Source organism: Serratia sp. T13T92, from assembly GCF_047530105.1.
GTDB lineage: Bacteria > Pseudomonadota > Gammaproteobacteria > Enterobacterales > Enterobacteriaceae > Chania > Chania fonticola.
Genome location: NZ_JBLJAK010000002.1, coordinates 1 through 17,541 on the forward strand (window position 1 = coordinate 1; position 17,541 = coordinate 17,541).

General features: G+C 52.3%; 19 protein-coding genes. 1 reads left to right on the forward strand and 18 read right to left on the reverse strand.

Annotation, left to right across the window (positions count from 1 at the left end; all coding sequences use genetic code 11):
* Nucleotides 1-139: 139 nt before the first annotated feature.
* A complete protein-coding gene (locus tag ACMV5I_RS03685; RefSeq protein WP_024484142.1) occupies nt 140-391 on the reverse strand; it encodes a DinI-like family protein in 252 nt (83 codons plus the stop codon).
* Between the two features lie 420 nt (nt 392-811).
* On the opposite strand from ACMV5I_RS03685, the gene ACMV5I_RS03690 reads away from it, so the two are divergent.
* Nucleotides 812-1,387, forward strand: a complete 576-nt coding sequence (locus ACMV5I_RS03690; RefSeq protein ID WP_046808073.1) for a tyrosine-type DNA invertase — start codon at nt 812-814, stop codon at nt 1,385-1,387.
* 111 nt (nt 1,388-1,498) lie between these two features.
* On the opposite strand, the gene ACMV5I_RS03695 is transcribed toward ACMV5I_RS03690, so the two are convergent.
* The 17 genes from ACMV5I_RS03695 to ACMV5I_RS03775 form a co-directional block, all read right to left on the reverse strand.
* A complete protein-coding gene (locus ACMV5I_RS03695; RefSeq protein ID WP_202671569.1) occupies nt 1,499-2,113 on the reverse strand; it encodes a helix-turn-helix domain-containing protein in 615 nt (204 codons plus the stop codon).
* Nucleotides 2,110-2,775 (reverse strand): response regulator transcription factor, encoded by a 666-nt coding sequence (locus tag ACMV5I_RS03700; protein WP_202671568.1) that lies wholly within the window; start codon nt 2,773-2,775, stop codon nt 2,110-2,112. Before ACMV5I_RS03700 ends, ACMV5I_RS03695 begins: the two co-directional genes overlap by 4 nt.
* A 66-nt stretch (nt 2,776-2,841) precedes the next feature.
* On the reverse strand, nt 2,842-3,759 hold the full coding sequence (locus ACMV5I_RS03705) for a fimbrial protein (protein WP_414823716.1): 918 nt from the start codon (nt 3,757-3,759) through the stop codon (nt 2,842-2,844).
* Between the two features lie 13 nt (nt 3,760-3,772).
* Nucleotides 3,773-4,273: a fimbrial protein gene (locus ACMV5I_RS03710; RefSeq protein WP_202810447.1), complete on the reverse strand. Its 501-nt coding sequence runs from the start codon at nt 4,271-4,273 to the stop codon at nt 3,773-3,775.
* A gap of 21 nt (nt 4,274-4,294) precedes the next feature.
* Nucleotides 4,295-4,822: a fimbrial protein gene (locus tag ACMV5I_RS03715; protein WP_202671567.1), complete on the reverse strand. Its 528-nt coding sequence runs from the start codon at nt 4,820-4,822 to the stop codon at nt 4,295-4,297.
* Nucleotides 4,823-4,844: 22 nt separating this feature from the next.
* On the reverse strand, nt 4,845-7,484 hold the full coding sequence (locus tag ACMV5I_RS03720; RefSeq protein WP_121608778.1) for a fimbrial biogenesis usher protein: 2,640 nt from the start codon (nt 7,482-7,484) through the stop codon (nt 4,845-4,847).
* Nucleotides 7,485-7,566: 82 nt separating this feature from the next.
* Nucleotides 7,567-8,235 (reverse strand): fimbria/pilus periplasmic chaperone, encoded by a 669-nt coding sequence (locus tag ACMV5I_RS03725; RefSeq protein WP_273543345.1) that lies wholly within the window; start codon nt 8,233-8,235, stop codon nt 7,567-7,569.
* Between the two features lie 125 nt (nt 8,236-8,360).
* Entirely contained in the window at nt 8,361-8,903 is a 543-nt protein-coding gene (locus ACMV5I_RS03730) for a fimbrial protein (protein ID WP_024530429.1), read from the reverse strand.
* A gap of 78 nt (nt 8,904-8,981) precedes the next feature.
* Entirely contained in the window at nt 8,982-9,530 is a 549-nt protein-coding gene (gene fimA / locus ACMV5I_RS03735; RefSeq protein ID WP_024530428.1) for a type 1 fimbrial major subunit FimA, read from the reverse strand.
* 405 nt (nt 9,531-9,935) lie between these two features.
* Complete coding sequence (locus ACMV5I_RS03740) at nt 9,936-10,607, reverse strand: tyrosine-type DNA invertase (protein ID WP_024530427.1); 672 nt, start codon at nt 10,605-10,607, stop codon at nt 9,936-9,938.
* Between the two features lie 590 nt (nt 10,608-11,197).
* Complete coding sequence (locus ACMV5I_RS03745; protein ID WP_024530426.1) at nt 11,198-11,992, reverse strand: hypothetical protein; 795 nt, start codon at nt 11,990-11,992, stop codon at nt 11,198-11,200.
* 68 nt (nt 11,993-12,060) lie between these two features.
* Nucleotides 12,061-12,591 carry a fimbrial protein gene (locus tag ACMV5I_RS03750; protein ID WP_121608776.1) on the reverse strand — a complete coding sequence of 177 codons (531 nt, stop codon included), beginning with the start codon at nt 12,589-12,591 and terminating at the stop codon, nt 12,061-12,063.
* A gap of 9 nt (nt 12,592-12,600) precedes the next feature.
* A complete protein-coding gene (locus ACMV5I_RS03755; protein ID WP_024484128.1) occupies nt 12,601-13,083 on the reverse strand; it encodes a fimbrial protein in 483 nt (160 codons plus the stop codon).
* A 14-nt stretch (nt 13,084-13,097) separates the two neighbouring features.
* Nucleotides 13,098-13,532, reverse strand: a complete 435-nt coding sequence (locus ACMV5I_RS03760; protein ID WP_024530424.1) for a fimbrial protein — start codon at nt 13,530-13,532, stop codon at nt 13,098-13,100.
* A gap of 74 nt (nt 13,533-13,606) precedes the next feature.
* Nucleotides 13,607-14,362 (reverse strand): fimbria/pilus periplasmic chaperone, encoded by a 756-nt coding sequence (locus ACMV5I_RS03765; protein WP_121608775.1) that lies wholly within the window; start codon nt 14,360-14,362, stop codon nt 13,607-13,609.
* A gap of 14 nt (nt 14,363-14,376) precedes the next feature.
* On the reverse strand, nt 14,377-16,911 hold the full coding sequence (locus ACMV5I_RS03770) for an outer membrane usher protein (RefSeq protein ID WP_414823717.1): 2,535 nt from the start codon (nt 16,909-16,911) through the stop codon (nt 14,377-14,379).
* Between the two features lie 18 nt (nt 16,912-16,929).
* Nucleotides 16,930-17,508 (reverse strand): fimbrial protein, encoded by a 579-nt coding sequence (locus tag ACMV5I_RS03775; RefSeq protein WP_237734139.1) that lies wholly within the window; start codon nt 17,506-17,508, stop codon nt 16,930-16,932.
* Between the last annotated feature and the right edge of the window lie 33 nt (nt 17,509-17,541).

Consider the following 17,541-nt stretch of genomic DNA (forward strand, 5'->3'; position numbering starts at 1 on the left):
AAATTTCTGGCAAACTGTTTGTAAAGGCACGATGAGGTCTCTTCTGTTTTGTTAGCGCAACCAGTAGATCACACTTCATCGTGCCTTTCATTTTTTTCTGGGGATTCCTCAGCCCTGTGGGAGAGGGTTGGGGTGAGGGTTATGCGTTACGCCAATGGCCATGCAGGATGACATCGTCGACAATTTCCTGCACGGTCAATTTTGCCTCAACGTCGTTAAAAAAATCACTGGTCGCGATCTCAGTCTTATCATTCAGCCCAGCAATCACCGTGAGGTGACTAGCCGGGTAGACCTCATGGACGCGAGTTTGCAGTTCGTCCAGCAACGCCTCACGGGCTTTCTCAGACAGGTTGTCGAACAGATTGTTATCAACTTTTATTTGAATATTCATTTGGCAGTCTCTAGCAATGGGCTTGGGGTTAATCCTTATCATGATAGGCTCAATGTACAATTTTTGGCTAGTACCGGTTCACTACGCTATACATCAACTTTTTATTCTGACAAATGTGAAATTTATTGCACTTTACTCTATTAAGAAACCTAATATTCATTATATTCGAGGGAAACAGTCAAATTATAGACTGTATTATCAATGCTATTTAAACAGTGCCGTTCCCCTCCCCCGTAAATGCTGGATATTGTCAGTAGTCACCTGTAACATCACAATAAACATCAAATAGGAATTATCCTATGAAATTACCTTTAGCTGAATTTTTAGCAAACTTTTATTGCACTCTTTAGATTTAAAAACGGTAGGTAAAAATTTTATTCTAATTCTGGCGTTTTTTAAGCGAAAAAATAGGAGTTTTCTTTGGTACAGCGTAAATTTCTCACTCTAACAGAAGTCCGCAACCTGATGAGTGCTGCCAGAAATACACAGACTGGAGTACGAGATAGCTGCCTGATCTTACTGGCTTTCCGCCATGGATTACGTATCAGCGAACTGCTGCGCCTGCGCTTTCGCGATCTTGAAATGGCTGAAGGACGGATAAATATACGCCGGCTTAAAAATGGATTCTCTACCGTTCATCCTCTGATGAATGACGAATGCGAGGCAATTATGGAATGGAAGCAGCTCAGGGCCCAATGGAAACCCGGTGCAGACCCGGACATTATCTTTATTTCTCAGCGAGGAACCCAGCTATCACGGGGTCAGGCCTGGCGCATTATCCGCCAGGCTGGCGAACTGGCAGGCACGGTCATCAACACACATCCCCATATGCTACGCCACGCCTGCGGCTATGAACTGGCGGAAAGGGGCGCCGATACCCGCTTGATCCAGGATTATCTGGGGCACCGAAATATCCGCCATACCGTCCGCTATACCGCCAGTAATGCGGCTCGATTCGCGGGGATATGGGAAGCGGGTAAACGAAAAAACGGCTGAACCCGCCGAAATAACCTTACTATTAGTGCATTATTCAGCAAGCCCGGCTTTACCACCGCCGAAGATCGCTGTCATCAGCGAACTCCGGCGGTGGTAGTAGCCGATATAGGACTATTGATTAAAACAGGCATAGAGCTCGACTTCACTCTCAATACCAAGCTTGCCCATCATGTTGCGTTTATGTGCACTCACGGTCTTGACGCTGCGGGAAATCTTCTTCGCTATCTGCGAAATACTGAAGCCCTCCTGCAATAAGCTATAAACCTTTATTTCCGAGCGGGAAAAAGGTCTGGCATCGGCGTTAGACAGACTAGCCCCTTGTTCACTACGCAGAGACGGACTGATAACAATCTTGCCAGCCAGAACCTGATCAACCTGATTAACTAGCTGACGAATATCTTCTGATAAAGCAATATAGGATGCCCCAGGCAGGTAACCCGGGCAACCCAACACCTGTTTTCCTGGCACATCGGTCATAATCAGTAGCGGCTTGTCCTGCCTGACCGATTGAACAAATGACAGCAGCTTCGCCCCCATAGTGATATTTTCATTCAGGCCATAGAGCTCACTGACGATCAGATCGGCATCAGATAAATCATCATCAAATACCAAATCATAGATGGAGTGCGCCGGTACGATCTCAGCGTCGGGCAGTTTGCGCCTGAATAACTGATGCAAACCATGCCAGGTAACAATGCAGGGATGCATAATCATTATTTTTTTCATCGAGTCTCACCACTCAGTCCGTTTATCTTGGTTAAATAAACCAGCTTACCCGCCAGCAGGTAGAGCTCCTCATTGGTTGTCATCTGTAACTTTCTAATGATCGATTTCTTCTGCGTGCTGATGGTTCGTACATCTTTGCCGGTCACATTGGCGATAGCCGTGGCACTACGCCCGCGCAGTAAGGCCAGCGCAATTAATCTTTCCTGCTTACCTAATAAAGCCGCATTTTTGGGCGCTTTGTCAGTCTGATTGCTGCCTAAACATTGGGTGATTTGATAAAGGTTAACCGGATCGATCAATACCGTATCTACGCCGAAAGCGTGGAGAAGTTGCACCATCCAGGCCATATCATGCTGCAACCAGATCACCGAGTTGGTTTTATGATGATAACTGGCAATATCTGACAAAAAGGATAATAACGACAGATAGTCAGTGCCACGAGATAATGAGCTAAACAAGATCACATCAGGTTTAAATTCATAAACTTTCTTTTTGGCATCGGTCAATTTACTGACCCGGCAAAAACTTAACTCCGTGCTGCCCGCGTCCCCCAGTAACCGTTGCAGCCCGATCCAATTGATCCTGGATGGCTCGACAACCAAAATTCGTTTGCGGCTTTCCGCTGTCGCATGCTCGGCTAGCTGATGATTTGCCTGCTGCATTTTTCCTCCTAAATAACCGTGTTTAGTGCCGTTCCCCCAGGCTTGAGGCCTCGTTCAAAGGCACATTCAAGGATACAAAAAGGTCACACCTACCACGGCCTTAACATTACCCGCCACTACCTGACCGGTAGTGCGCGCATAGTTGGCGGTCAAACCTAAACTGACTGCAGAACTACCGACGGTCCCTAGCGCGACGTTCCTGTTGGTGGCAATAGCGCCATTGCGGTTGGCAACCTGAATACCAATCCCCTGAGCCACCGGCGAAGAGGCGGTGTTGGCAAAAATCGTGGATGCGGCATCCGTGGTTGGCCCGGTCAGGTAATAGGCCAGGTTTTGATTCTTGGCGCAACGCACCGTCAACGGTATCGACACCGTTCCCGGATATTCTGGCAGATTCACGGTAACGTCGCGGGAAGAGACATCACAGCCACCGGTAGGGATCACCACGCTATTGCTGGCATAGATATTCCAAATATAAGAATGCGATTCCCCTACGTTATTGGTTTGGTGCATATTTAACACCGCAATCAAAGAACCACTGGTTATCGCCACGCCACCTGCAGTGCTGATAGGCGTGAGATAAAGCACGGCGGGCCATGGCGTCATAGTGGTGGTTCTATAGACAACGGACTTGGTTTCAGAGGTTGTCGGGAATGGGTAAGAAGTACCGTCATACACAAAGCTACCGGTGAAACTTGCCAATACGCCACCATAGGCCGAGCCACTCTGCAGAGAAACGTAGTCTATTCTGTTCTCTGGAAAGTCATTACGGCAGGAGATCTGACGTGACAAATCAACGATCAGGTTTTGGCCCACCCCGATCTGCGGAGTCAAATCAACAAACACGTTGGCGCTGCCGCCGCCGATAGGGATGGTCACACCTGCCGCCGTTCGGCAAGCAAATGCATGGGCACTGGATGAATAGCCAATCAAGAGCGCAGCTGCACCCAGATATTTCAGAAATACGCGGATTAAGTCTTTCATATGTTCTTCATCATCAGGAATAGGTGTAAGTCACGTTGATCAGGGATTGAATCGAACCCTGCGTCACATTGCCGCTGGGCGTGATGGCCCTCACCTGCAAAACCAGGCTGGCCGCCAGCGATGCGTCATTCACCGCCACGACTTTGGTACTGCCGTTGGGCAGATTCCCCCCGTTGCTATCAGCCAGTTGCAACGCAATATTGCGGGCCGCGCCCTGATTGGCGTAATAGTTCCGGGTGCTATCCGCCGTGCCGGAAAAGGTCGCGGTTACCTTTGAGGTCCCCACCGGGCAGTTGGTGAGGTTCAATGTCACCGAATGCCATGGCGAAGTCGCACCTGCCGCCAGCAGGTTGAAGGTATACAAATCACCCAGCTCTACCGTGGTGGACACGGTGGATACCGTGCAGGGTTTTGCCACCACCTTGCCATTGATGGTGATGTTGACATCTGCCGCATGCGCCAGGGGGAGTACCATCATCAGTAACCACCCCGCGATCGGAACCAGCTTGCTCATGTTCATAGCCCTTTTCTCCGGTTACTGAAATTCCAGGGTGAAGTTTGCCGTCGCTCTAACCTGCCCGGCAGTCACCGGGGCACGGGTCGCCATCAGACGCGCATAGAAATACAGCGTATTGGATTGCCCGGCAGTGATATTTGACCAGTTCAACCCGCTCGAGAGCTCATTGAGAGCAATGGCATTGCCGTTGTTATCGAGGATCTGTATGCCCGTGCCGGCTGCCGCACCGGCCCCACCGTCGATTTTCAGCAAAGTCAGATTGTCGCTGTCTGCCACGCCGGTGAAACCCGTTTTCACCGCGATGGCTGAACCGCCGCATTTATCGAGCACGATGCTGAACGGCACCATCGGCGTCGTCGCCCCTACCCGATGCAGCTGCTTGGCCGCATTACTCATCAGATCCACCACAAAACTTTGCGACCCCGGCGCTATAGAGCAGGCATTGTCCTTAACGTAACCGTTAATGGCGATAGTGCTGTCCGCAGCCTGCGCTACCCTGGCGCTAAACAACGCCAGCAGACACAGGCTATAAAGTTGTATTCTCATTGCTCGCCTCTCCCGCCCGGCGTCATCGGCATACTGCCGTTAGATAGCTAAGTGCACGCTGCTGACTTTCCGGTGGCAGTTGGTAACTCGCTACGCACTGCCCGCCCGCACCCTCGCCCCATTTGGCTTTAACCTCGCCACTTGGCGGCAGCCCGGTCAGATAGACCTGCCCACCGTCGGCAACAATGCTGCCAGAGCGGCCATTATCGAAGGACACCACCGACCCGAATGGCAACGGTTGTCCGTTATAGGTCAGCGTCATCAGTACCTTAAGCCCGATATGGGTTTTAAAATCAGCCAGCACAACCGCGCCATGATTCGGCACCACGCTGACCACCGCGTCATCCAGCTCGACGTTGTTTGCCAGCGTATTGGGGTTCAGCGCCACGCGGTTTTCCCGATAATCCATGGCAAACGGCAGTACGGCATATCCCCGCCAGTCGGTACGTATCCCGCTCTGGTTTTCCACCGACACGTTCCCCGCCCCCGGCGCTTTGACCAGGATCAGGGTGTCGTTCAGCGGTTGACTTAAGGTGATGCCATTCTCATGCGCCAGCACACCGCCGCTCAGCCCGTAATACAGTTGGCTGGTACCACTGCTGCGGCTGTAACCCACGTTGGCGTTGCCAGAAGCCCCGCGATAGTTCAGCGATGTGTTACCCGTCCCGCCTGAAGTGCCCGTTCCGCCTCCGGCGTAACCGGCCTGCACGTTGTAACTCAGGTTGTTATCCTCCAGTAACGTGCCATACACCCCAGCCTGATTGGTCATCCTGCCGCTCAGATCGTCAGACATGCTGTAGCTGACGCTGGAGCGGTTGAAAGCGGACTGGCTGTCGGAACGCAGCCAATGGCTGAACGGGATGCTGATGTTGAAGGCCAGCATATTGTCGCGTCCGTCCTGCCAGGCATTTTTGGTCAGGCTGTAGCTGAGGGTATAAGTGATATCCTCCAACGTACCGCTGAAACCGGCCTGCAGTTGTTCATCCGCCTTACCGACCCCCCAATAAGTCTGGTGGCTACCGGTCAGATAAAAGGTGCCATTTTCCCCAACCTGCTGAGTCACCGTCATCTGCAACCGCCCACGCTTGTTGTAGGCCAGATTGTAGTAATCAGTGAGTTTCGGAATGAGCTCGACGATACCTTCATCGGTTGACGCCTTGTAGCCGCTCATCTGGCGCCAGGTCGTGTCACCCAGCGCGTAATAGCCGCTGGTGGAATAGCGGTAACCGAGCAGTTGCAGGTTGGTGCCCCACTCGTTTAATGCCTTGTTATAAAGGAAGCGCAGCGACTGCCCCTGATGGGTGCTGTCATCCGGCAAAGTCGCGCTAGCCTGGGTGATGTCAAGCGACACAGCGCCGAAAATGCCCAGGTTTTTAGCCACTCCAAGGTTGAACGCACGATAGCGATCGGCAAGCTGAGTCCCGCCAGACAGCGTCCAGCCGTCGGCCAGCCCCCACATCAGGGTGCCTTGGCCGAAGGTAGGTTTTTCTTGCTGATCGTTACCGCTGCGATACTGCCCCACCATCACCGTATATCTCACCTGCCCTTGGCGCAGCAGCCCAGGAACCGACGTATAGGGCACGGTAAAGACCTGAGCCGTGCCGTCGGCTTCCTGAATGCTGACCTGCAAATCACCGCCACTGCCAGATCCAGACAGATCGTCGATGGTAAATGGGCCAGGCGGCACCGTGGTTTGGTACACCTCGAACCCATTCTGCTTGACCGTGACCCTGGCGGTGCCGCGGGCAATTCCACGGATCACGGGAGCATACCCTCGCTGGCTATCTGGCAACATATTGTCATCCGTCGCCACCTGTACGCCGCGGAAGTTCGCGCCGTCGAAGACGTCCCCTGAGGTATAGCCGTCACCCAACGTCAGGCGACTGCGCAGTAGCGCAATGTCCCGCTGCAAGTAGGTATTGACGTGCTGCCAGCGGTTTTGATTAGAGCTCGATCCGCCGCCGCTGGTGTAGCTCCAGGTCGTATTATCCCGCAGCCGCCAGGCTCCCAGATTCACGCCGCTTTGTAAGTTAAGAAAGGCGTAATTGCTGTTGCTCGACTGGCTGTTACGGACATTACTGCCGGTGAAGCTGTAATTGAGCAGCCCGGCAGTGATGCCGTTTTGCCACTGGTCAGGCGGGATATAACCACGGGCAGAGTTGCCCATGTAAGCCTGCGGAACACTGATAGACAGGCGCTGCCGCCCGACGTCAAAATCAGTGGAGGCTTCCTTGATCAGTGAGGTTAATGGTACGCAGGCTTCCGATGCCAAGATGGCCATTCCCGGGACCGCCCGGGTATTGACACCCATGGTGGCCAATTGGCTGCGGGTCAGGCAAGGCACCAAGGCCTTGTTGTCGGCATCGGGCCGGAAAGAGACATCCCGGGTCGACATAAACCCGTCATTCATATAAATGTCGACACGGTAAATACCCGGAGGCGCCTCAAGTCCCTTTTCGAACCCAGACAGATCGGCCACCTTCGCCGGATCGTCAGCCAGAAAACGAGGGTTGAAGTAATTTTCCGCTCGAGCCGATGCATCGCCACATAGCGCCCACAGCATCAAGGCCAAAGGCGTTAAAGTCAGCTTTAAGATGGGGGCACCCTGGTGGTTATCGTTTGTCACTCTGCGACTTTCCGTGCCGTTTTTCAGGTATAGCATGATCCCTCCGGTTCGATACAGGTCGCCCGGCTGCCTGATTTATCTGGTTATAGCTTGATGAAGTGGATGGCGGCTCCAGGCCTTACTGCATCACACCCTTGAATGCTGGCGTTTGGGCACCGTAATCGTTGATCGTCCGATAGGAAATCGTGCTGCCTGCATCGGCGGGGAGCGCCACATTGGTCGACCCCATAGGCGACACCATAGTGTTTGCCAACTGCCGCGTGCCGGCGTTCAACTCGCTCAGCGTGATGAAATAGGGGGTGGGATTGACGATCGTCAACTCTTTGCCGCTACGTTTAAAGCGCAGTTGCTCCGGAGCCTTGTCTGGCGCAATACTCAGCCCATTGGGGCGATAAAACAGTTTGATACGGCTGGTAATAGCCAATTGCAGGGTGTTCTCATCCTGGCGTGATTTGTCCAGTGAGGGGATCGCTTTGACGTTAACCCAGAACAGGCTCTCCCGATCCTTCGGCAAGCTTTGATTCGTCGCATCAATAATGCGCAGCGTGTTCTCTTTTTTTCCCTGCATCAAATATAACGGTGGCGTAATAATCAACCGGCCATCTTTTTGGCCATCGGCGTTTTCTACCCAAGATTGGATCAGATAGGTGCTTTTCTCATCGTTATTGCTGACTCCCAGAGTCACCTGCTTCTGATCGGCAGGATAGATCACCCGGGTCGCGCCCAGGCCGACTCCGGCGTTTGCCATACCCACATGCCCCGCCGCCAACAGCAGCAGCGCGGACATCACCTTTCCAACCATAGAAATTGTTCTCACATTTACCTCGTCCATCAGGATCTGACTTCCATAACACTGCGTGGCCAAGGGCCAAGCATTCACAGCGCTATTACTATTCATCTTGCGGCCAAGGCCTACTGATAAGTCAGTGCGAACCAGGCCTGAGCATTAGCCAAACCATTGTTCACCGGCTGTCCGGTGGCGCGGTATTTCGCTACGAAATGCAGGATCACCGGCCCCTCTTGCAACGGTACCCAGTACCGCGGCGCAGTATTGAGTGGAATAAATCGGCCTCTGTCGTCAAACAGCGCCACGGCTACGCCAGAGGCGACACCTGGCCCGTCACCAACAGAAAGCACCTGCGGATTATTGCTGTCTGCCATGCCATGGAACATCACGCCCACGTTACGACTGACCGTGGTAGTGCAGTTCTGCAGATGTAAATCAAAGGGGACTGGATCGGCCTCATCGCCAGGCATACGAAACCGGTCAGTGGTGATATTCCCCATCGATACCGTCAAGTTGCGATCTCCGGCTTCCACCGAACAGGTTTCAGCGATCACTTCACCCTGAAAGCGCATCAGGCCACCGAGAGGTTGTTCCTCCCAACGATCGTCAGCAACGGCCTTCCCCGCTAACAGCAGGGTTAGCAGGAGCCCCGCTCCCATTCTCCACATCGCACACTCCTTGCCTCCGGTAGCTGAAAATCAGGCCTCCCTGGCCTGTAATCATCATCCTTGATAAGCTAATTCAGCTTACTGATACTGCACCTTGAAGGTCGCATCAGCGTTGGCAATACCGGCAGTGGCTACGCCGGTCGCGATATAACGAGCCTGGAATGGAACAATAACGGTGCCATCAGAGAGCGTAGTAGCCGCACTGAAGGTAGCGCCATCAACCGCTAACGCAGTACCGGTGCGATCAAGGATCTGAACGCCGACGTTGGTTGCGTTACCTGCCGCAGAGCCTTGCAGGGCCAGCGCGGTAGGATAAGTGGCGTTAACCGCTGTGCCGCTGAAAGCGACAGCTGCCTGGGTAGCAACGGTAGAATCACAATCATTCAGTTGGATGTTGAACCCGGTAGCGGAGCTAACATCACCAGCGGTAGCCAGTGAAGTCGTTTTAACCTGCCCCAATTGCACTGTCTGGCCAATAGAACCGGCATCCACGGCACAAGCCGCATTAACAACTTCCCCTTTAAAATGGATAGGGCCACCGTTGACGGTAGTAACCGTTGCCGCATTAGCGACGCCAGCCAGAGAAAGAACTGCGGCAATACCAGCAACCAGTGATTTGATTTTCATACTATTTTCCTTTGAACACATAATGTTTCATAACCATGAAAAAGTGTGGAGGTCGATTCCCCTGGCGGGCAACCGCACAGACTTCATTTCTACTCACGGCCGGACCTCCCTATTCCGTTCAGTTTTCGCCAGCAACATGAGACATTTGGGGCTATTTTGTTGCACCCTATAAAAAAACGGTAAATACATCAATATCGAATTAATTGACTATTTTTTATTATTTAAACTTTAAAATAAGAAATTAAATGCTTTGCCATTACTAGGGAGATGTGTTTTTAGGTGTTTTTGATTTTTGCAACAGCGGGCTGGCGCAATGGCCAAAATTTAGGGGGAGGAGAGAGCGATTTGCGGAGGTAAAAATATAACTTTATTTTTCAGTTAGATAGATCTCGATCAAGGAATATTCTAATACAGGGCATTGCAAATTCTTATCTTTCGTTTAAGAATTAGGAACAGTTTAGCCCCAATTGTTCCATCTTTCGCCTGATCATTTACCAATAAATCCTTTATAACCAATCCTTTACGATCCCACATCCCGACAAAGCGCGCCGCGTTGCTGGCGGTATAGCGGACGGTATGCCTGATGTTACGATGCCCCAGATAATCCTGAATCAAGCGGGTATCGGTGCCCCTTTCCGCCAATTCATAGCCGCAGGCATGGCGCAGCATATGGGGATGCGTTTGGGTAGCGGTGCCCGCCAGTTCCCCAGCCTGACGGATAATGCGCCAAGCCTGACCGCGCGATAGCTGGGTGCCACGCTGGGAGATAAAAACAATCTCTGGATCCACGGCAGGCTTCCACTGCGCCCTGACCTGGTTCCACTCCATAATCGCCTTGCATTCATCACTCATCAGAGGATGAACGGTAGAGAATCCATTCTTAAGCCGGCGTATATTTATCCGTCCTTCAATCATTTCCAGGTCATGATAACGCAAGTTCAACAACTCGCTGATACGAAACCCGTGGCGGAAGGCAAGCAGGATCAGGCAACTGTCCCGTACCCCGGTCTGTTTATTCCGGGCAGCACTCATCAGATTGTTAACTTCAGTGAGAGTGAGAAATTTACGTTGTGCCACAAAAAACTCCTATTGCAATTATGCTGGATATTACTCGCTCAAGAATTAATAAAATCTGTCGCTGACAGATTGTTTAAAGCATAGCCTATTGTGATGAAGGATTACCAAATAAAAATAGATTTACTCACCCACTGGCTAAAACTAAAAAAACAACAAGCCCCTAAAAACTTAAAGGTTTATTTTCCACACCCTATAAACATAAGATTTATCTCACCAAAAGTGCGTTTTGTAAGCAAAGCCAGAGCAGACCTGCTACCTACCGCCAAAGTAAGGATTTATCTTACCCACCACTGCTAGACAGTAATTAGCTAAATAGAATTTTAAATTTTGTAATGAGATGAAAATTCCGTCACGCAATTTTGCTAATCAATTGTTGAACCTATTATTTTTAACCAGCCAGAATGTCACATAGCCTTAGCGGTAATACATTCGCTAATGACGTGCATCCGGTTTATTGATTGGGAAGTTCAGATAAAGGAAAGGCAGACAAGCGGTAATAAAAACCACCCGCCAGTCGATCGTGAAACAGGTCGGTAACGGCTGGGGATATCAGCCTACAAAACGCAGGCTGACGTCTTCAGGAGAGAACGTTAAAGAATATCCACATTAATCACTGCCGAACCGCGGAAAGCGCCCCCCGCCAGATTACCGTTAACCTTCAATACCGAAGAGATGGGTACGGCCATCGTTTGGTTGGCCGCGATCTTTTCCAGGGTGCCAACATTGGCTGGCTGGTCACGCACAAGCACATCCGCCGTCAGTGAACCATCCGTACGCAGTTTGATACCACTAGAAGTGTAGCCGACCAGCGTGACTTTAACCGTGGCGCTGGCCGTGCATTTAACGTACAAGTCCGAGCTTTTTTTCAATCCTGGCACACTATCGGCCTGAATATCCCCATAGCTGATATCTACCGAAGTACCAACCAGTGAACAAGCGGGGCCTGGCGGTGGCTGAGGTTTCCAGCCATCACCGGTTCCGCTGTTATGTTCAAGAGAAACGTTCATAGTCGGACCATCCGCAGGGCGTCTGCCAATTTCTTGACCCAGCCCGAAGAAATTTAATTCATTGGCTTGCAATGTAAACGTGATAGGGAGGACTTTTGCCAAAACTTCACTACAGTTTCCGCTTGCCACCCCCGGCGCGGAGGCAATCATTCGTTGGTACATCCCCGTGGTGGTACTCAATATCGCGTAAAAGTAAACTGTCTTGCCGGTTTTACACAACGTGGTGTAGCCACCGATACCATCAGGCTGGGCACTAATGGTCTGTTGCTTTGGCCCCGTCCAGCTCACATCGATTCCGGCGGTGTAACCATATAGAGGCATCAGCAGACCAGCAATCAGCACGGTTTTTTTGAGTAGTGCTGTTCCTATTAACGTCATTATTTGTTCCTTATTGCTCTGCGCTGCTGCTCATTAGCCCCTTCACAGGGGCCAAGCGGCATCAGCCCTTAGTCATAGGTCAATGCAAAGGTCATGCTGGCACTGAAAGGGCCGCGGTTAATGGTTCGGTTGGTAATCGCGTCTGGCTCGCCTTGCACATAGGCCATCATGCGCAGATAGTTGTCCCCTGTTGCTAACGGGTAGCGATGAGTGCCTAACTGGTTCAATGACACTGGATTGCCATTTTCTGTCTCAACACCAATACCAATGCCCGATGCCTGGCTGGAGGCATCCAGCGCCAGTAATCCAGGCAATGCGGGATTTTCCACTCCGGTGAACGTGACCTGCACCGATTTGCCCAACGTCTGATCGCAGTTGCTCAAGTGCAGTTTGAACTCCCTACTGCTGGTTTTTTGATTGTGATACAAGTGTTTGTCAATCACCGTGCCAAAATCCAGTTGGATGGTTTCTTCACCCGGTGGGATGATGCAAGGTTCCGCCACCAGCGTGCCGTGTAAGCGCATCTTTGCCGCCTGAACGCCCTGGCTCAGCGCTAGCAGAGCGACGGTGGCACAGAGAGATCTCAGTATTTGCCGCATATCAGCTCCTTATTGGTAATCCGCAAGCAGCGTCGCCGTGACTTCAAATACCCCTTCAGTCAGCTCGGTGCCCGGTTTTTTAACCGGCACGGCTTCCAACATCGGTGGATTTTGTGGGTCAATAGAGATAGGCGTACCGAGCTCAAACGGCTCGCCGTTCTGGTAAATTTTGATGCCCAGATTGGCAATGTTGGTCTGTAGCGTTGCCGGCTCAAAGGTGGCACCGGGGCCGATCAGCGTCAGCACCATGCTCCAGGCGGATCCCGCCGAACAGTCCAATATGTAATCAACCTGCCTGCGGTGCTTCACCCCATCCACGCTATTGACGCCGATCCGGTCAAAAGGCACGTCGAGGTCTTTGCCGTTGTTCACCTGGCACGGGGGTGGCTCAATCAACGTACCGCTAAAGCCCATATTTTCTGCCGCTTGCAACGGGCTTATGGCCAGCAGAGCAAACGATAGCAATAGTGACATCCCTGCAACCGATCTCATTCCTTTCTCCCGTTTCACTGGTAGTCGACCACCATCGTGGCTACCGACGTAAAGTAGCCAGCGGTGAGAGTGCCCCCTGGACGCTTCACTAAGGTGGCAAACAATGCAGGCTGATTTGGCAGCGTGAAATTCAGCCAGCTATTCACTGGCATTGCCTGGCCGTCATTCGACAAGGCGATCCCCAGATCGCCTTTCGAGGTTTGCAGAGCACCGGCAAAACCGGCGTCTATGCCCAGGATCTGCATTTTTAACGCGTTGGTATTACCTGCCGAGCATTCCAACGTGTATGGCACCGGCTGGCGGTAGTTGATACCGTCAACCCGGGTCGTCAACACCTCGTTGGTGAAATCCACCATGATGGTTTGATCCCCGTTAATCACGCAGGGTGGCGGCAGTAAAATGTTGCCCGAGATAGTCAGGTTGGACGTCGCAGCAACGGCTGATGACATGCCCAAAACCAGTATCAAACCTGCAAGTCCCGTCGACGTTATCCACGGCATAGTTCACCTCTGTTGCGCGTAGGCTATGAGTTACGTTTGCCAGGTTCTGCCTGACAGGTATCACCCGCACAGCGGAAAATAAGTTCTGGGCGGCCACCGAAGTCATTCACGTAGGTCAGCACCGGCGCACTACCTAAAGCACTGACGCTGGCGCTTAGCGGTGCGGTAGATTTAGGCGGCACCATCAACGGAACAAACCCTTTGGCGCTCTGGCCACCTTTAGTGGTGCTAGCCTCAACGATGGTGATGTAATACGGCGTTGGATTGTTGATCACATAGCGATCGCCTTGGCGCGTCAGCGTCATTTTCTCCTGCCACGGCGTACTCATCTGTTCCTTGGTCGGTTCAATCGCCTGTGGGCGGTAGAACAGTTTGATGCGTGTCTGCAACGCAATTTGCAGCGTGTTCGGCTTGTCGCTGCGTGGCGGGATTTCGCGCAGGTTGAAATAAAACAGCGATTCACGATCCTGTGGTAATTGCTGCAAAGCAGGCAGCCCCTGCACTTTCACCTGGCTTTTAGCACCAGACTCAATACGCTGCACCGGAGGCAGAACGATCAGCGGGCTGGTGATCTTATTGCCCTGCTCATCCTCAATCCACCCTTGGGCCAGATAAGGCAGGTGTTTGTTTTCATTGCTGACGTTCATGCTGACAGACTTGTTGGAAGCGTTATAAATCACCCGGGTACGATCCAGGGCAATCGCCGCATTAGCCTGTGAGGTAAAGATGGCCAGCAGTAATGCGCCAGCGGTTAATAAATGTGTGGTCGTTAATTTCATCAGTCTTTTTCCGTTCAGCTTCTGTTTTCCGTTTCCGGATTTTCCCCTGCGGCGATGGGCCGGCAAGGCAGCAGTAAATTCTGTGTCCCGTGTTGTGGGATATGCATTGGCAGCGTTATTTCGCACTGGGTGATGCCATTCCAATTGGTGGTCATCTTGGCGCCGGGCTGAATACCACTCAGGTAAACGCTGCCGTCATCGTTGATAATGCCAACGTCCCGTTTCTTGCTATTTTGTACCGTGGCACCGAAAGGCGGTGATGACCCATCAGCCAGACGAACCACCGCCATCGCTTTTTCACCAGCCACCACTTCGAAACGCCGCAAACCAATCGCCCCTTCGGTCAATGTCGCCTGCTGCACCGAGCTGAGCGCTTCGGTTTTGTCGTCCAGTGCGTTCAGATCGATGCTGACCTGGTTGCGGTAGTAGCTGTTGAGATCGGACACCACAGCTTTACCAAAGCGGTTGGATAAGGTGGTGGCACCATAGCCGCGCACAGGAACGCCTGCTACCCCGTCGGTATCCAGTAAAATGCGCGTTCCGCCTGGCATGCCAATCCGATGCATAGCCACGCCCTCCCCGGTCGCCGTCACCCCACCTTGCAGCATCAGGCCCAGAGAACTGGATCGCCCTGCTTGATAACCCGCATTGGCACTCACTTGCGCGTCGTTGCCCAAGTGGGTGTAGTAACCGCTGGCAACCGCGCCTTGGCGAGCAGCGCCTGCGCTGATCTGATAGGAGTCGGCGTCATTCACACGGCCGAAATAACCCACCTGGTGAGTATTTTCATTGCGATCCCATGACCCGCTGTAGGTGATGGAACTGGAGTGACCCCAGGGAATGGTGATCGCCAGATACATGCCGTCGTCGTTGGTGCCGTTAAATTTGTTGCGATAGGCGGTCAACGAGAGGTTAAGATCCTTGAACTTGCCCAGATCGAAGTATCTCGCCAGCGACAGGTTGTAATGATCGTTGGCACTGTCGTTCCAATAGGTCTGGTGGCTGTAGTTGATAAACGTGCTCAGACCCAGCTCGACAAACTGCTTATTGAACGTAACGGTGTACATCTCCTTGCTGCTCTGGGTGCGGTAACCGGTAGTCCGAGCGTCCAAAAATTCGCTCATGTTCATAAAGTTGCGTTCGGAGAAGCGATAGCCGGCGAACGTCACCTGGCTGTCATAATCGTCAAAACGTTTGGAGTAACTGAGGCGATAAGAGTTACCAAACAACGAGCTCTCCTGCGGCAAATTAGCGCGGGATTGGGTGACATCGAACGACAGTGCGCCCAGCATCATCAAATCGCGGCCAACCCCCAACGCCAACGCGTTATAGTCGTCGCTCCCTACGCCGCCACCGTACAGTGACCAGCCGTTGCTAACCCCCCAGGAGAACTCGCCGGTGGAGAATAGTGGCCCGCTGACGTTGTGTTTCCAATCGCTTGGCCGGCCTGCCGCGAGTTTATAGCGCAACGAACCTGGACGGGTCAGATAAGGGATGCTGGCGGTGTTCACGGTGAACTCCTGCACGCTGCCATCCTGCTCCTCAACGCGAACCTGCAGTTGGCCGGAAACCGCATCATTCAAATCCTGAATGCGGTACGGGCCTGGCGCGACCTGCGTTTCATACAACACCCGGCCCTGCTGGCTAATGGTCACCTTGGCATTACTTTTGGCGACGCCACTCACTTCCGGGGCATAGCCGCGTAAGTTAGGTGGCAGCATGTTGTCATCGGTATTGAGCGTAACGCCGGTGAAACGGAAGCTGTCGAAAATATCTGAATTGAGGAAATTTTCTCCCAGCGTCAGGCGGGCAAGCAGCTTGGGCAAGGCTCGATAAGCGTAATAACGGCTCCAATCCAGGCTATTTTCGCCGTTGCTGCCAGACTGGTTCCGCATCTGCAACTGCCAATCCGCGCGCAGACGCCAAGGGCCAAAGTTGGCCCCGGTGGTCCCATTACCACTCAGGCTATAGGCCTGATCCTGGTGCTGCTGGCGCGTGGTCAGGAAATTCAGGTTATAGTCAAACAACGCACCGGTAATGCCGTTATCCCAACGGGAAGGCGGATCCCAATTCTCAGAACTGTATTCAAGATAGGCTTGTGGCACGCTGAGCTGTAGGGACGACGTCGCCAGATCGCCCTGAACCGTCAATCCTGGGATACTTTGCAGATCGATACATTGCCGATCGTCTTCCCAGACAATGTCCTTAAGCACGCTGTCTCTCAGGCCAAATAGCTCGATCAGTTCAGGCGTCAGGCAAGGCTCGCTACTTTTAGGATCTGCTTTAGATGGTGCGAAGGTGATTGAACGCTCCGCTATTTGCTGCCGGTTGAGAAACACCGCCATGGTGTAAGTCCCTGGCATAATATAGCCGCCACGGGAGAAATGACTGAGATCGAGATTTTCCCGATCTTTAATATCCAACACATCGGTATTGAACTGGATATCATCTGCGGCATGCGTAAGATAAACCGGGCTTCCCAGCGATAAAGCAATACAGACCCACAATCCGCGCAGCCGGAAAGTAGAATTCGCAACAGGTTTGGCCATCGATAAAAATTCCGTTTATCAGTAATAATCCATTTTGAAACGCACGGTGGAACGGTACTCACCGGCTCGCAGTATTTGGTGATTCGGCAACAGGTTTATGGTGTATTGCAGCAGCTTATCTCCGGAGCTTAACTCTGCCAGGGGCATAGCTACGCCGGGTAATGCGATGTTGCCTGATTGGTCTTTGATCTGTAGCCCAACGCCTTGGGCCTCGCCTTCAATACCCAGTAAGGCGCCATCCTTCAAACCATCAAAGGTAACGCGGAATGCCTGCCAATCGGGCATTGTGGGATCGAAGCGTGGCAAGGTGCAGTTAATTAATCGAATGACAAAAGGTTTAGCGATACCTTGCCCATCAAGAGCAATCTGTGACGTAGGAACGGTGATCATCTCAATCACTTGCTCACGGCTGCTCATCTCAATGGCGCAGGCAGTTTCAATAATGCTGCCTTCCATGACGACACGGCCCCGTCCCAAAAACGTATCCGCCGTTGCGGTTACGCTAAACAGAGCGCTGAGCAGGCAACTCGCCACGATATATTCCATTTTGTTCACGCTGTTAATTCCCTTCGACACCATGACCTTCAGAATAAACATGCGGGTTTCCCCGCATGTGTGACCGCTTGACCG